The organism is Williamsia sp. (assembly GCF_036566845.1).
Taxonomy (GTDB): Bacteria; Actinomycetota; Actinomycetes; order Mycobacteriales; family Mycobacteriaceae; genus Williamsia.
In genome coordinates, this window is sequence record NZ_DATCVM010000270.1 from 51,207 (window position 1) to 65,750 (window position 14,544).

The 14,544-nt window shown below is 64.8% G+C and carries 14 protein-coding genes; 10 read left to right on the forward strand and 4 right to left on the reverse strand.

Features of this window, described 5'->3' with window-relative positions; translation table 11 throughout:
* The first annotated feature begins 102 nt into the window (after window positions 1-102).
* Window positions 103-1,302 (forward strand): S8 family serine peptidase, encoded by a 1,200-nt coding sequence (locus tag VIQ49_RS26025; RefSeq protein ID WP_331889553.1) that lies wholly within the window; start codon window positions 103-105, stop codon window positions 1,300-1,302.
* Window positions 1,303-1,340: 38 nt separating this feature from the next.
* Here VIQ49_RS26025 and VIQ49_RS26030 read toward each other — a convergent pair whose 3' ends face one another.
* The gene (locus tag VIQ49_RS26030; protein WP_331889555.1) at window positions 1,341-1,739 is read right to left on the reverse strand and encodes a GtrA family protein; all 399 of its coding nucleotides are present in this window, start codon (window positions 1,737-1,739) and stop codon (window positions 1,341-1,343) included.
* Window positions 1,740-1,898: 159 nt separating this feature from the next.
* On the opposite strand from VIQ49_RS26030, the gene VIQ49_RS26035 reads away from it, so the two are divergent.
* Complete coding sequence (locus tag VIQ49_RS26035) at window positions 1,899-3,497, forward strand: MFS transporter (RefSeq protein WP_331889557.1); 1,599 nt, start codon at window positions 1,899-1,901, stop codon at window positions 3,495-3,497.
* A gap of 160 nt (window positions 3,498-3,657) precedes the next feature.
* Here VIQ49_RS26035 and VIQ49_RS26040 read toward each other — a convergent pair whose 3' ends face one another.
* Complete coding sequence (locus VIQ49_RS26040; protein WP_331889583.1) at window positions 3,658-4,560, reverse strand: formylglycine-generating enzyme family protein; 903 nt, start codon at window positions 4,558-4,560, stop codon at window positions 3,658-3,660.
* Between the two features lie 102 nt (window positions 4,561-4,662).
* Here VIQ49_RS26040 and VIQ49_RS26045 point away from each other — a divergent pair, with 102 nt between their 5' ends.
* On the forward strand, window positions 4,663-4,980 hold the full coding sequence (locus VIQ49_RS26045) for a hypothetical protein (RefSeq protein WP_331889559.1): 318 nt from the start codon (window positions 4,663-4,665) through the stop codon (window positions 4,978-4,980).
* 75 nt (window positions 4,981-5,055) lie between these two features.
* Window positions 5,056-5,574 (forward strand): HAD family hydrolase, encoded by a 519-nt coding sequence (locus tag VIQ49_RS26050; protein WP_331889561.1) that lies wholly within the window; start codon window positions 5,056-5,058, stop codon window positions 5,572-5,574.
* Between the two features lie 17 nt (window positions 5,575-5,591).
* Here VIQ49_RS26050 and VIQ49_RS26055 read toward each other — a convergent pair whose 3' ends face one another.
* A complete protein-coding gene (locus VIQ49_RS26055) occupies window positions 5,592-6,596 on the reverse strand; it encodes an AraC family transcriptional regulator (RefSeq protein ID WP_331889563.1) in 1,005 nt (334 codons plus the stop codon).
* Between the two features lie 177 nt (window positions 6,597-6,773).
* Here VIQ49_RS26055 and VIQ49_RS26060 point away from each other — a divergent pair, with 177 nt between their 5' ends.
* The 5 genes from VIQ49_RS26060 to VIQ49_RS26080 are packed head-to-tail and all read left to right on the forward strand — an operon-like array spanning window position 6,774 to window position 11,764.
* Window positions 6,774-7,751, forward strand: a complete 978-nt coding sequence (locus VIQ49_RS26060) for a quinone oxidoreductase (protein ID WP_331889585.1) — start codon at window positions 6,774-6,776, stop codon at window positions 7,749-7,751.
* A gap of 34 nt (window positions 7,752-7,785) precedes the next feature.
* On the forward strand, window positions 7,786-8,670 hold the full coding sequence (locus VIQ49_RS26065; protein ID WP_331889565.1) for a TauD/TfdA dioxygenase family protein: 885 nt from the start codon (window positions 7,786-7,788) through the stop codon (window positions 8,668-8,670).
* A gap of 59 nt (window positions 8,671-8,729) precedes the next feature.
* Entirely contained in the window at window positions 8,730-9,782 is a 1,053-nt protein-coding gene (locus VIQ49_RS26070; RefSeq protein ID WP_331889567.1) for a 3-keto-5-aminohexanoate cleavage protein, read from the forward strand.
* 33 nt (window positions 9,783-9,815) lie between these two features.
* Window positions 9,816-11,150, forward strand: a complete 1,335-nt coding sequence (locus tag VIQ49_RS26075; RefSeq protein ID WP_331889569.1) for an MFS transporter — start codon at window positions 9,816-9,818, stop codon at window positions 11,148-11,150.
* Window positions 11,147-11,764: an RBBP9/YdeN family alpha/beta hydrolase gene (locus VIQ49_RS26080; protein ID WP_331889570.1), complete on the forward strand. Its 618-nt coding sequence runs from the start codon at window positions 11,147-11,149 to the stop codon at window positions 11,762-11,764. Before VIQ49_RS26075 ends, VIQ49_RS26080 begins: the two co-directional genes overlap by 4 nt.
* Window positions 11,765-11,788: 24 nt before the next feature.
* On the opposite strand, the gene VIQ49_RS26085 is transcribed toward VIQ49_RS26080, so the two are convergent.
* Window positions 11,789-13,201, reverse strand: a complete 1,413-nt coding sequence (locus VIQ49_RS26085; protein ID WP_331889571.1) for an MFS transporter — start codon at window positions 13,199-13,201, stop codon at window positions 11,789-11,791.
* A gap of 231 nt (window positions 13,202-13,432) precedes the next feature.
* On the opposite strand from VIQ49_RS26085, the gene VIQ49_RS26090 reads away from it, so the two are divergent.
* On the forward strand, window positions 13,433-14,083 hold the full coding sequence (locus tag VIQ49_RS26090; RefSeq protein ID WP_331889572.1) for a TetR/AcrR family transcriptional regulator: 651 nt from the start codon (window positions 13,433-13,435) through the stop codon (window positions 14,081-14,083).
* Window positions 14,084-14,544: the final 461 nt, after the last annotated feature.

A 14,544-nucleotide genomic window follows, 5' to 3' on the forward strand; every position in this document is an offset into this window, starting at 1 on the left:
GTCGCCTACGCAGGCGGTACGGCCGATCGCTGCCCAGACTGAAGCGTGCGGGACCAATCCTGCATCTCCACTTTTACCCATCCAGATCCCAGGAGGCACATCATGATCACCGACGACACCGACAGCCCAGTTGAGGCGGAGACCACCGGCCGTCAGATCATCACATTCACCGAGGACAGTACGCACGAGCAGCGGGTGGCCGCCCTCAACGCCGTGAGGGGTGTCGACTCGATCACCTCCAGCGACGAAATCGGTCAGGAAGCCATACCCGCAGACCAACTCGAGGACGCCGACGCAACGATCTTCGAACGGCTCGGAGTAGCGGTGGCGACGATCAACCCGACACAGTTCGAATCGCTCAACGAAGTCGCCCGACAGAATCCCGCGATCGTGGCTGTGGAACCCGAACATGTCGTCCACGCCTTGGCCGCACCGTTGGCCACGGAGACGCATCTGGCGGACGGTCGTCGAAACACGTGGGGATTGCAGGCGACCCGCGCGCTCGCTTCTCAGTTCGACGGATCCGGCGTCCGTGTCGCCGTGCTCGACACCGGATTCGACCTCGAACATCCCGACTTCGCCGGCCGATCGATCACCAGCAAATCCTTCGTCGTGGGCCAGGAGGTGCAGGATGGCAATGGGCACGGCACGCACTGCGTCGGCACGTCCTGTGGGCCGCGAGCAATACCCAACGCGCGCGGCTACGGCATCGCGCCAGGGGCCGCGATCTTTGTCGGCAAGGTACTCAGCAATCAGGGCACCGGCTCGGACACCGGGATCCTCGCCGGAATCGAATGGGCATTGGCCAACCGCTGCCAGGTCATTTCGATGTCATTGGGCGCCAACATCCCTCAGCCTGTGGTCGCCTATGAGACCATCGGGCAGCGAGCACTGGCCGCCGGCACCCTGATCATCGCAGCCGCAGGGAACAACGCGCGCCGTCCCGCGGATCCCGGGTTCATCGGCAGCCCCGCGAACTCAGCGTCGATCATGGCAGTGGGTGCACTGGCGTCCGATCTGAAGATGGCCGCGTTCTCCGCCAGGGCCACAGTGGTTCCGGGCGGAGCCATCGACATCGCCGCCCCCGGGTTCGAGGTGTACTCCTCGTGGCCGATGCCGGACCGCTACCAGACGATCAGCGGCACTTCCATGGCGACCCCGCACGTCGCCGGGATCGCGGCGCTCGTGGTGCAGAGCACCGGTAAGACCGGCAAAGAACTATGGAAGTCCCTGGTGAACGGAGCTGAGGTCCTGCCGCTACCGCCGACCGACGCCGGAGCTGGACTCGCCACCGCGCCGTGATCCCGCCGCGCTCGAAGAAAGTGATGTCACCAGTTCGGTCACCCTGTGGCGAACACCCGACGTAGCCCCAGGAACCGGACGACGGTGGCAACAAGGTTGGCGGCCACCAGAGCAGAGACCTCGGCCACTCGCGACGGATCCGGTACCCAGATGTGCAACAGCCACAATGACCCACTGGTGACCACGAGCCCGAGTGCGAAGACCACGAGGCCTTGTACGTACTGCCGGACGATTGCCTCGGTTCCCCGGATCCCAAAGGTGAACCATCGGTTGACCGCGGTGTTGGCGATCGCAGAGATCAGGAGCGCCAAGACATTCGCAATCTGCGCGGGCATGGAGCCGCGGAGCAGTACGAACAAGACCACGTACGCGACTGCGCTGGCGCCACCCACGAGGTAGAACCGAAACAGCACGCTGCGATACCACTTGGCGCTCACTCCCCGACCCTTGCATGGATCATCGGTAATCGGTGCAGTTCGATCTCGGGAACCGATGGTGACTGTTCTTCTGCAGCTAAGGATCGGTTCATCCTGCCGTTCTATGGTGCGACGGAAGACGTGTGTCAACGAGCGTGCGCTGCTGGTGAAGAAGGTGCGATGTCAGCCATCGATGGAACAGGATCCCCGGCCACCGTTCAGCAATACATCGATGAGGTCCCCACCTGGCGGGACGGGACGCCGGCCACCGCGGGCGCGATGACGTCGATGCAAAAGCGCATCTGGATGCTGGCCTCGGCGGGCAAGTTCTTCGAGGGAATGATCGTCTTCATGGTCGGCATTGCCGTGCCACTGATCGATGCCGAATTCGACCTCACCTCCGCGCAGACCGGATTCGTCACTGCCGCACCCCTGCTCGGCATCATGATCGGTGCCAGCGCACTGGGAGGTCTGTCCGACCGCTGGGGCCGCCGCCAGTTGTTTCTTGCCGAGATCGTCCTGTTCACCGTGTTCTTGCTCGGCGTCACCGTCAGTCCCAACTTCCCGATGCTCGTCGTATGTCTGGTCGGTATGGGCCTGGCGCTGGGCTGCGACTACCCCACCGCGCACATCATGATCTCGGAGACCATGCCCACCAGCATCCGCGGCAGAGGCGTGTTGGCGGCGTTCGCCTTTCAGTCCGTCGGCGCTCTGGCCGGAACCCTGGTCGGTGTGATCGTCCTGGGCAACCGAGACCAGTTGTCGGATTGGCGTTGGATGTTCGGTGTTGCGATCGTTCCCTCGGTTCTCGTGATCGCCGGCCGTCTGTTCATCGTGCAGAGCCCACACTGGCTGCTCGGAGCCGGACGCGTCACCGAGGCCGAACTCGAACTCAAACGCCTGCTGTCCCGCCAACCGCAGTACCCCACCGCGATAACACTTCGCCGAGCCGTTGACGATGGCACCGCCGCCAGGAAGACCTCTGCCGGCTTCGGTGTCCTGTTTCGGAGGCCATGGCGCAGATCGACCATCCTCGCCGCCGTTCCGTGGTTCCTCCAGGATCTCGGGACGTACGGCATCGGCATCTTCACCCCCACGATCGTCGCCGCCACCGTGGGCACAGCTGCTGCCGGCGACTCGACCGTCACCGACATCGTCCACGAGGACCTCCAGGGCACGGAGGGCGCGGTGTTGATCGATGCGTTCCTGCTCGTCGGCATCGTGCTCGCGATCCTCTTGGTCAATCGTTTCGGGCGAATCCGCCTGCAGATCTTCGGCTTCCTCGGGTGCGCAGCCGGACTCGTCATCGCCGCTGCATCGACCGCCATGAGCGGTTCGCTTCAGGTCATTTTGATCTTCGTCGGGTTCATGCTGTTCAACCTGATGACCAACCTCGGTCCGAACTCGATGACCTACCTACTGGCCGGCGAGGTCTTCCCCACCTCTCTGCGCGGCACCGGAGCCGGGTTCGCCGCGTCCGTGGCCAAGGTGGGGGCCGTCCTCACGGCCTTCCTGTTCCCGATCCTCCTCGACGCCTGGGGAACCGCAGTCATCGTCCTCCTGCTTGCCGGAACGTCGCTTCTCGGCGCACTGGTGACATGGAGATTCCGCGTCGAGACCACCGGCCTGAGCCTCGAAGACGTCGACCGGATGCACGACCGCGACACCACGGAGAAGGTGTCTGGGCGCGTCGTCGTCGGCTCGGCGAGCGGGAACAAACAATCATTGCCCCCCAACAGGTTTCACCCGGAAGAGCAACACTCGGGGTCGACTTCGTGAAATCGGGTCTCGATGGGTCATCGCCGACCGGTACCGCACACCTGTACGTCAACGCAGAACAGGTTGCGACCGAACCCATCACCATCCAGCCGCTCTTCTTCTCGCTCTCGGGCGAGGGATCGAACGTCGGACACGCCCGCGGACAGCCGGTCTCGTCGGACTATTCGTCGCCGGGCACCATGCACCGGAAACCTATATGCGACGTGGAGGTATCCACCGACTCGCGTTGGCGAGCGGCAGGGCGGTATCGCAGGCAGTAGTTGGGGGCGCACAGGTGCGACCCGCCCTTGATCACCCGGAATCGCCCTGCAGCGAAACCTCCTTCGCCCTGAACAGGATTCGAAGTTGTGCAGCATGATGTGGTGACCACCGGTGAATGTTCGGCGTTGTCAGCGGTGTGGAGATCACGGGTCCATTCCCACACATTGCCGGTGACATCGAACAACCCGTAGCCGTTGGGTGGAAAACTGCCGACCGGTGAGGTGCGAGAAAAGCCGTCCTCTTCGAGATTCTCGTGCGGGAATGCACCCTGCCATGTGTTCGCCCGGTGTCGGCCCTTCGGCATGAACTCGTTTCCCCACGCGAACACGGCTTGATCGAGACCACCCCGTGCCGCGAACTCCCATTCCGCCTCGGTTGGCAAGGCCTTGCCCGCCCACGCGGCGTAGGCAGCCGCGTCAACATAGGACACGTGCGTGACCGGATGTCGTTGACGTCCATCGATGTCGCTGCCAGGGCCCTCGGGCCGGCGCCAATACGCACCCGGCGTCCACGACCACCAACGACTCACATCGTCGAGTGGCACCCGCTGCTGCGGAGGAGTGAAGACCAGGGAACCCGGTACCAGCATATGGTCGGGGGCCTCGGGAAACTCGGCCGCGTCGGGTGCGATTTCCGCAGTGCTCACATGCCCGGTGTCGGAGACGAACCGGCGAAACTCCGCCACCGTGACGACGTGGGTGTCCATCCAGAAACCATCGACAGCCACCTCGTGGACAGGTCTCTCCTCCGGGTAGAAATCGTTCGAACCCATCGAGAACGTGCCACCGGGAATCCACACCATGTTCTTCGCCGGTGCCGGGCGGTCAGAATCTGCTCCTGCTGACATGACTCCCGATGGTAATTGGACTGCGGCGTTCACGGCGCGATCGCGACCCTCGGGTGGATGCCACGGGAGGCCATCGCGAACGCGGCGTCGATCTCCGGTCAACGCAAGGGGTTCGCTGACCAGGGCGGCGAGCTGATCCCGCATCCCGGTGCGGCAGAGGAAGCCGACTGCTTCGTCCGGGTCGGCCGGAGCGTAGTTGTGACTGCCGATCACCGCGACGAGATTGCGGACCAAGTATTCCGGATCGAAGGACACTGCCGGGCCCGGAAAGACCGACCCGACGAGCACAATTCGGCGGCAAGTCCGACCACTGTGAACGCGGCCGCGACCGAATCCGGATTGCCGGACATCTCGAGCCCCACATCGACGGTGTGACCGGCGACTGCCTCGTCCAGCATCTGCGGGGCACAGACCGATGTGGCGCCGAGGGACCAGCGTTCGGTGGGCCGCGTGGCCGTATTTGACCACGCACCGATCCCGCGGCCGTCGACGGTGTGTTCGACGACTTCCGCGCACACCCTGATCGACGCGTACCTGCACACACCTCCGAAGCCGGTGGCGGGAGTACCTGAAGCACTGCGCACCTTACGTTCTCGTGGAGTGAAGGTCGCCCTGCAGACCGGCTACTCCGCGGACATCGCGGCGGCGATCATGGCAGGCCTGGGCTGGACCGTGGGCGACAGTGCCGACGACACAGTCGATGCGCTCATCACCTCGGACCTCGTCCCGGCCGGCCGACCCGCGCCCTACCTGGTGTTCAGGTGCATGGAAGCGACCGGGGTCACCGATGTGCGCCGGGTACTGGTCGCCGGCGACACACCCAACGACATCGGAGCCGGGAACAACAGTGGCGCAGGCTTTGTCGTGGGCGTGTTGTCGGGTTCGTTCGGCGCCGAAGAACTCGAAGGCGAACCGGTCACACACCTGCTGCCGAGCTTGGCAACCATCACCGACCTGCTCGACGACTAGTTCAAAACCAGTAAAGGTCATCGCGTTGACCGCGACCGCCATTGCCGCGGGGTGGCGTCGAACCGGTCGCGGAACCACCGTGAGAAGTTGCTTGCCGACGAGAAGCCGAGCAAGACGGCGACCTCGGTGAACGAATGGCGCCGGCCCTCCACCATGTGCCGCGCCAAATCGCCACGGACGTCGTCGAGCACGCCAGAGAATGTCGCGCCCTCCGCCGCGAGGCGGCGGTGCACGGTGCGCCGGTCGACGCCCATGCTGCGGGCGATCTGTTCAACCGAACACCGACCGGTCGGGAGCAGCATCTCGATCAACTCCCGCACCCGCGCGACCGCCCGCGGTTGCCGGTCGCCGGGCTCTTCGGGTGGAAGAACTCGCTGAATGTAGGTGCGCAGAAGGGGGTCGGACATCGCGTTGGGCCGATCGAGATCGCTCTCGTGCAGAACGATGCCGTTGAAGTCGTGGTCGTAATGAACCGCGCCCGGAAACATGCGCCTGGCCGTCGAGGCGTCGGCGGGCTCGGGATGTCCGAAGCACACCGCCAGCGGCCACCAGTCCGGATCGAGGAGACCGCGCAGTAGGCCGAACAGGACCCCGACGGCGAGGTCGATGGACTGGTGGTGTGGCTGACGGGTCCCTGAGTCGAGATCGACACGCACAGAAGCAATCCCATCCGCAGTGATCACGCGCGTGTCCAGCGCCTCGTTGTACATGTTCTGGTGCCGGATGAGCACCTGCAACGCACTGCGTACGTCGGGCTCCTCGCGCAGCACCAAGCTCAGTGGTCCCAGATGCGACATCCGCCGCAGCTCCGCCAGCCGCAAGCCGAGGTCGGGCCGCCCGGTCTGCGCCGCCGTGCACTCGAGGAGTTCGACCACCGACTCCGCAGGCACCCATCGATCCTGCACACGAATGCCTGCCGGATCCAGGCCCGCCGAGCGCAGGAGCGCGGCCGGGTCGGCGCCGAGGGTTCTCGTGAGCTCAACGTAATTGGCCAGCGAGGCGTAACGGACGAGCGGCTTCACAACACCTCCACCGATTGTGAGGCAGATCTCCTGCCCGTCCCGATTTGAATAGAACTGCGTCCCGTGAGGGACAGTTTACCCCCCACCCTCCCCCGTAATGTCATGTACATCACATCCGGCCCCGCGGTCGGGCAGACAGATAGACGGACAGAAAAGGAACACACGGTGTCAACGCAGATGGACGCAAAGGCAATTCGCTTCTACGAGACCGGCGGACCGGAGGTGCTGCGCTGGGAGACAGTAGCAGTCGGCGAACCCGGTCCCGGAGAGGTGCGCGTACGTCATGCGGCCGTCGGCCTGAACTTCGCCGACACCTACTTCCGCACGGGCCTCTACCCGTCTCCCCTGCCCGCCGGCATGGGTGTCGAGGCGTCCGGTGTCGTCGAAGCGGCCGGACCGGACGTCGCCGAATTCGCGCCCGGTGATCGCGTGACCTACACGGGCAGCCCGCTCGGCGCGTACAGCACGGTCCGTGTCCTCCCCGCCGCGCACCTCATCGCCCTTCCGGACGCCATCGACTTCGAGACCGCGGCCGGCATGACCATGCGTGGGCTCACCGCCGCCTACCTGATGCGCCGCATCCACAATTATCGCGAAGGTGACACGATACTGCTGCACGCCGCGGCGGGCGGTGTCGGCCTCATCGTCACACAGTGGGCAAAGCTGCTGGGCCTCAACGTGATCGGCACCGTCTCCACGGAGGCGAAAGCGGAGATCGCCAGGGCTCACGGATGCGACCACGTCATCCGATACCGCGATGAGAACGTGGCGACGCGAGTACGCGAACTCACCGACGGAAAAGGCGTGCCGGTGGTCCTCGACAGCATTGGCGCCACCACCTTCCATTCCTCGCTCGACTCCCTCGCCCGCCGCGGGCTACTCGTGTGCTTCGGCACCGCATCCGGCCCGATTCCGCCGATCGATGCCATGCAACTCGCCATCAAGGGCTCGGTGTTCGTCACCCGCCCCGCCCTCGCCGACTACATCGCCGACCCCGCCGAACGTGCGGAACTCGCCGGCGAACTGTTCGATCACGTTGCCGCCGGCCGTATCTCGGTCGAGATCAATCAGCGCTACGCGCTCGCAGACGCGGTCCGCGCGCACACCGACCTCGAAGCCGGCATCAGCGTCGGTTCGTCCGTACTGACCGTCTGATCACCCACCCAGGAACGGAGACCCAGGTACCGCCATGACCACAGCGACCCGAACACCACAGACCACGCTTATCCGCGCAGAACGTCTGACCGCGACCCTCGGCGCCGAATTGTTCGATGTCGACCTCGCCGAAGTCGCCCACGACGACGGCCTGTTCGAGCAATTTCGCTCACTTCTGTTACAGCACAAGGTGCTGTTCGTGCGCGACCAACCGATCAGCCGCAACGATCACGTGGCGCTCGCCGAGCGATTCGGCACACTCGAGGATCACCCGGTGCTCGGCAGCGACCCCGACCATCCGGGCCTGGTGCGCATCTACAAAGACCCCGGCAGCCCACCTGAGCACTACGAGAACGCCTTTCACTGCGACGCCACCTGGCGGGAGAACCCGCCGATGGGTTCGGTGCTGCGCTGTGTCGAAGGGCCGGCCGTCGGTGGAGACACGATCTGGGTCGACATGGTTGCCGCTTACGACCGCCTGCCCGAGAACATCAAGGAGCGCATCGCGGGTCTGCGGGCGCGGCACAGCATCGAGTCGTCCTTCGGCGCCGCAATGGCGCCCGAGAAGCGCGCGGAACTGCATCGCGTGTTTCCCGATGCCGAGCATCCGGTGGTTCGTACGCATCCCGAGACCGGCGAGAAGGCACTGTTCGTCAACTCGTTCACCACACACTTCACCAATTTCCACACCCCGGAGAACGTGCGCTTCGGCATCGACTACGCCCCCGGTTCAGCAGATCTATTGCACTACCTGATGAGCCAGGCAACGATTCCCGAGTTCCAGGTGCGCTGGCGGTGGACACCCAACAGTTTCGCCATCTGGGACAACCGCTGCACACAGCACTACGCGGTGCAGGACTACTGGCCCGCCGTCCGCCGGATGGAACGCGCCGGCATCGCGGGCGACCGCCCGTTCTGAGCAGATCACCCAATCTAGTTGCAGGCCAATCTAACTCAACTCAACTCGAAGGACTTTCCATGCATTTCCACGACGATGCCCTATTTCCCGAGGTCCAGGACAAGCTGGTCATAACTTGCGCTCCTTACGGTCCCGAATGGGAGATCGACGACTTCCGCGAAGACCTGCCTCTCACCATGGAGCAGCACATTCAGCAGGCGGTCGACTGCTACGAGGCCGGCGCCACCGTCCTGCACATCCATGTCCGTGAGCTCGACGGCAAGGGCAGCAAGCGGCTCTCGAAGTTCAACGAGTTGCTCGCCGGCCTCCGTGAGGCGGTGCCGGACATGATCCTCCAGGTCGGCGGATCGATCTCGTTCGCACCCGAAGGCGACGGCAAAGACGCCAAGTGGCTCTCGGACGACACGCGACACATGCTCGCCGAGCTGGATCCGAAACCGGACCAGGTGACCATCGCCATCAACACCAGCCAGATGAACATCATGGAGCTGATGACCTCCGACGACATCGCCGGCACCTCCATGACCCGCCCCGAACTGTCCGACACCTATCGAGAGATGACAGTCCCCGCGGGCCCCGCGTGGGTCGAGGAGCATCTGCGTCGCCTGACTGCCGCGGGTATCCAGCCGCACTTCCAGTTGTCGTCGATCCCCCAGCTGGAGACCGTCGAGCGGCTGATCCGGCGCGGTAAGTACATGGGCCCGTTCAACGTGACCTGGGTAGGGATCGGTGGCGGCTTCGACGGCCCGAACCCCTACAACATCATGGAATTCGTCAAGCGCGTGCCGGATGGTGCGATCCTCACACTCGAGACGCTCATGCGCTCGGTGCTCCCCGTGAATGCCATGGCCATCGCGATGGGCCTGCACCCGCGGTGCGGCAACGAGGACACTCTCTGGGGACGCAAGGGCGAAAAGATCAAGTCGGTCGACCAGGTCAGGCAACTGGTCCGCATCGCCCAGGAGTTGGGCCGCGACGTCGCCGACGGCAAGGAGGCTCGCGACATCTACCGGATCGGCGAGCAGTACACCAGCGTCGACGAGACCCTCGCCAAGCTCGGCTACGCGCCGAATCGCGCGCCCGGCCAGGTCGGCTTCACCGGTCACGCTTAACGAACCGACGAAACCCAAAGGACCCCAGAGAACATGACTGCCATCGCACCATCGGTGAAGATCACCGATGCGCCCCCGTCCTGGACCTCGTCATCCAAGCGACGTCGGCTCTACCCATGGATCGTCTTCGCGCTCGCGTTCGGACTGTTGTTGTCGGACTACATGTCCCGGCAGGTACTCAGCGCCGTCTTCCCATTCCTCAAGGCCGAGTGGGCACTGAATGATTCGCAGCTCGCGTCACTGACGTCCGTGGTCGCGCTGATGGTCGGTCTGCTCGCACTGCCAATTTCGATCCTCGCCGATCGGTGGGGCCGCGTCCGCAGCCTGATCCTCATGGCGGTCCTGTGGAGCGTCGCCACCCTCGCCTGCGCCCTCGCCGGCGGCTTCGAGCACATGCTCATCGCCCGCTTCCTGGTGGGCGTCGGCGAGGCCGCCTACGGAAGCGTGGGAATTGCGCTGGTACTCAGCGTGTTCGCACCCAGGGTGCACGCCGCGCTGGCCGGTGCATTCATGGCGGGCGGGTCGTTCGGCTCGGTGATCGGGGTGAGCTTGGGTGGCGTCATCGCCACCACCCTCGGCTGGCGCTGGTCGTTCGCCGCGATGGCTGTCCTGGGCCTGTTGCTGGCCGCCGCGTTCAAAATACTGATCACCGAACGCCGGGTGGCCAAGTACCAGGTGCAACAGCCCGAAGCGGGTGTGGTGGTGCGCCGCGCACCATTCTCCAGTCTCTTCACGAACCCGGCAGTGCTGTGCGCCTACGTGGGCGGCGGCCTTCAGATGTTCATGGCCGCAGTGATGCTCGCCTGGCTTCCCAGCTTCTTCAACCGGACCTACGACATGGCACCCGGGCGCGCAGCAGTGGCGGCATCGGCATTCGTCATGCTGATCGCCGTGGGGATGATCGTCTGCGGATACATCGCAGATCGGTTGAGCCGCAACGACGTCACCGGCAAGTGGACCGTGGGCGTGGGGTATTGCCTGATCGGCTTCACGAGCCTGATGATTGCGTTCCGCGTCGACACGGGCCCGATTCAACTGACATTGCTTGCCATCGGCGCATTCTTCTCCGCCGGTTCCTCGGGCACGACGGCGGCGATGGTGGCCGGCCTGACCCACCGGTCGGTACAGGCTTCGGGCATGGGCACTCTGACCCTGTCGAACAATTTGCTCGGCCTCGCACTGGGCCCGATGGTCGTCGGTATTCTGGCGGACCATCTCGGTCTGCTCGGCGCCCTCGGCTGGGCACCGCTGGCCTACATTCCCGCGGCTGCCGCCATGCTCCTCGGAAAGCGTTGGCACCCATGGGGCCTGGCCAGACTTCGCGCCCTGGATGCCGCCACGACAACCAGCTCGGACGTCCGGCCATGACCGAATCGACCGTCACCGTGGTGATCGTGCCCGGCCTCCGCGATCACGTCGCCGAGCACTGGCAGACGCTGCTCGCCGACAAGCTCGACAACACGGTCACCGTCCCACCACTCGAGCATGACAAGCTCAGCCGCGCAGCCCGAGTCGCCGCGCTCGACGACGTGGTGAACTCCGTCGACGCTCCCGTGGTGCTGGTGGCTCACAGCGCGGGCGTCATCACCACGGTGCACTGGGCGCAAGAAGCGACCCGCCGCGTCTCCGGCGCCCTGCTGGCCACGCCTGCAGACCTGGAACGTCGACTTCCCCAGGGATATCCGAGTCTCGAAGAGCTCGAGCGCGGCGGCTGGAACCCCATCCCCCGGCAACGTCTGCCCTTCCCGAACATCGTCGCCGCCAGCACCAACGATCCACTTGCCGACCCGCGCCGAGTCGCCGACATGGCGCAGGCCTGGGGCAGCCGCCTGGTATCCGTCGGTGCGGTCGGCCACCTGAATCCCGCTGCCGGATACGGTAGTTGGCCGATGGCCGAACAACTCCTCGGGGAGTTGATCGATGGCCGGCATCTTCCTGCCCTCGATGGACATTGCGGTGACGAACCGCGGATCCGCTCGTAGGAAACCCAACACCTGAAGTGACAGCTACTTCCGGTTCCGCGGGATGATGATGTAGGCCGCGAGGGCGCCGACCACGAGGAACAGCGCACCCACCGCGAGACCCGTGGCATAACCGCCCCGGGCCGCGAGCGCTGCCGTCTCGGCGTCAGATGAAGCGGTGGCAGAGGCAGCGATGGTCACCAGCACGGCCAGACCGATGGTGCCGCCGAGCTGCCGCGATGCGTTCAGGACTCCCGAGGCAACCCCGGCGTCTGCGGCATCGACACCAGAGGTCGCCGCGGCGCCCAGAACCACCATCGACCCACCGATTCCAATGCCGCCCAAAACAGATGGCAGGAGGACTCCGGTCCAGAATGCGGTTTCAGCCGGCATCAGAGAGAACCCGGCGAGGCCCGCCGCCCCGACCAGTCCCAGCACGGCGAGTGTGCTGCGGGGACCTATCGACGCGGCCATCTTCGTGGCGATCACGATACCGACGACTACGAAGCCACAGAACGGAAGGAACATGAATCCGGCGACCTTTGTGGAGACCCCCCAGACGTTCTGGATGTAGAGCGAGGCGAAGTAGAACGCGGCGAGTTGCCCGGCAGCGAGCATGAATCCGAACACGTTCGCACCCACGATGCTCCGTCTGCGGAATAGGTGCAGCGGCATCAGCGGCTGGTCCGTCCGCGCCTCGACGCCGACAAAGGCGGCAAGAAGCACTGCGGCGGCGGCGAACCCACCGAGTGCGATCGTCGAACCCCAGCCATCCTCTCCGGCAGCCGTCACCGCGTAGACCAGCACTCCGACCCCAGCGGTGGCGAGGCACGCACCGAGCACGTCGAGCCGAGGACTGACTGCCCGCGGCGCCTCGACGTCGACAGCGAGCCACGTCGCGATCAGAGCGATGACAACGATCGGTAGGTTCACGAACATGACTGCGCGCCAACTGAATGCGTCCGTCAGCAGCCCGCTCAACACGACGCCGACTGCGCCACCACCGGCACCGGCCGCGCCCCAGAACCCCATCGCGCGGCTGCGCGACTTCCCTTCCGGCAACGTCGTCACCAGCGCCAGCGCGGCCGGGGCCAGCAACGCGCCGGCCAGCCCCTGGATACCGCGGGCGATCAACAGCGAGGCGGGATCCCACGCGAATCCGCCGAGCACGCTTGCGGCCGCGAACAGGCTCAGCCCGATCAACACGACAGAACGTCGACCCCACAGGTCCCCGAGGCGGCCACCGATAAGCATGAAACCTGCGAAGGTGAGCAGGTAGGCACTGACCACCCACTGCAGCCCGGCGTCGCCGAATCCGAGGTCGGTCTGCACGTCAGGCAGTGCGATGTTGACCAGTGACACATCCAGGGCCACGAGGAACTGCACCAGGAAGATCGTCGCCGGTAATGCGCCGGCGGCGACTGCCGGGCGCTGCGACGTCGGAATCGCCGGTTTCATATTCTCTCTCCCACTACATCTGAATTGAGGTGGCCGGGCGCAGCGGGGTCAGCCTCCGTCGGCAGGATGCTCGCACCCCCGCGCCCCCTGGATCACGCATACCTGGCGTTAACGGTGTACGCATAATTAAGCCTTACCTACTTACGCTGCGCAAGTCCAATCTTTCACGACCTGCGCAGCCCTGCCCCGCGACGACATCAGCGCGCTGTTGGCCAGTGCGACAATGATCCGATGACCATCCCGGACCCGTCACCCACACCTCGACGGCGCCAACGGCGGTACGAGGGACCCCTCAACAGGGCGATCATTGTCGATACGGCGATGGTGATCGTGCGGGAAGAAGGACTCGACGCGCTCACCATGCGCCGGCTGGCCGCAGGCCTGAGGGTGGCGCCGATGTCGGTGTATCGCCACATCGACGACCGCCAGACCCTGCTGCTGGCCATGCTCGACCGGGTGGCCGACGGCGTGAGACCCCCTCCGATTGCCGCCGATCCGCGAGCCGAGATCACCGCCGTGATCACGGCGATACACGATGCGCTGCACGATGACCCGTGGGCAATCGGCCTGTTGGTGGCGAACAAATTGGCAAGTCCGAAGATATTGCCCGCCGTGAACCGCATCTACACTGCGCTCACAAATAGTGGCCTCGCACCCCGCGACGTATCTATGGCGTACATGCTCATCTGGCACTACACGGTTGGCGAACTGCTCGACCGACACCACACACCCGTCGACCCATTCAGCCGCTCCATGGTCCGCGCTGCCGATCCCGCAGAGTATCCCGGACTGATGACGGTCGTCGCCCAGCTACCCGAAGGCCCACCGAGCGACTACTTCGCGGAAAACCTGCAACGCATCCTGGACGGCGTGATGCGATGACGCCGCGGCATCGCGCCGAGAGCACCACCGCCGCCACCGGAATAGGTAACGGCCCGAAATCCGCTGCAGTCCAACAGTTCTGGAATCGAGTACGGATGCATCAAGCTGGAGGCCCACTCGGCGGCGACACTCAAAACAGTCATGGGCGATCTGAATTCGGACAAGCCCTGAGCGGTACTCGAGGGACACTAGCGGTTGAAGTTCCACCAGGTCCGCTGACACAGCCTACGCAGTCGAGGCATTGAGAATCACTGCGTTACACCAACGTATAGACCAACGAACAACACCATCCACCCGACGAATACCAGCTGACGCCAGTGCAGCCGCTTCTGTACGCGCCTGAGAGCCGAGACATGATGCACATCGAACCCTGCGAACTCGGCCGCTTCAGCCATCTGGACTCCGTAAATCGATCACTCGGCAAGCGATCACTGGCCGACGACATCTTAAAGCGGCGGTCG

Bases quoted from the DNA above. Each gene is read 5' to 3' on its own strand.
- VIQ49_RS26025 (WP_331889553.1), top strand. From the start codon at position 103: ATGATCACCGACGACACCGACAGCCCAGTTGAGGCGGAGACCACCGGC.
- VIQ49_RS26035 (WP_331889557.1), top strand. From the start codon at position 1,899: ATGTCAGCCATCGATGGAACAGGATCCCCGGCCACCGTTCAGCAATAC.
- VIQ49_RS26040 (WP_331889583.1), bottom strand. From the start codon at position 4,560: ATGGTGTGGATTCCCGGTGGCACGTTCTCGATGGGTTCGAACGATTTC.
- VIQ49_RS26045 (WP_331889559.1), top strand. From the start codon at position 4,663: ATGCCACGGGAGGCCATCGCGAACGCGGCGTCGATCTCCGGTCAACGC.
- VIQ49_RS26060 (WP_331889585.1), top strand. From the start codon at position 6,774: ATGGACGCAAAGGCAATTCGCTTCTACGAGACCGGCGGACCGGAGGTG.
- VIQ49_RS26065 (WP_331889565.1), top strand. From the start codon at position 7,786: ATGACCACAGCGACCCGAACACCACAGACCACGCTTATCCGCGCAGAA.
- VIQ49_RS26070 (WP_331889567.1), top strand. From the start codon at position 8,730: ATGCATTTCCACGACGATGCCCTATTTCCCGAGGTCCAGGACAAGCTG.
- VIQ49_RS26075 (WP_331889569.1), top strand. From the start codon at position 9,816: ATGACTGCCATCGCACCATCGGTGAAGATCACCGATGCGCCCCCGTCC.
- VIQ49_RS26080 (WP_331889570.1), top strand. From the start codon at position 11,147: ATGACCGAATCGACCGTCACCGTGGTGATCGTGCCCGGCCTCCGCGAT.
- VIQ49_RS26085 (WP_331889571.1), bottom strand. From the start codon at position 13,201: ATGAAACCGGCGATTCCGACGTCGCAGCGCCCGGCAGTCGCCGCCGGC.
- VIQ49_RS26090 (WP_331889572.1), top strand. From the start codon at position 13,433: ATGACCATCCCGGACCCGTCACCCACACCTCGACGGCGCCAACGGCGG.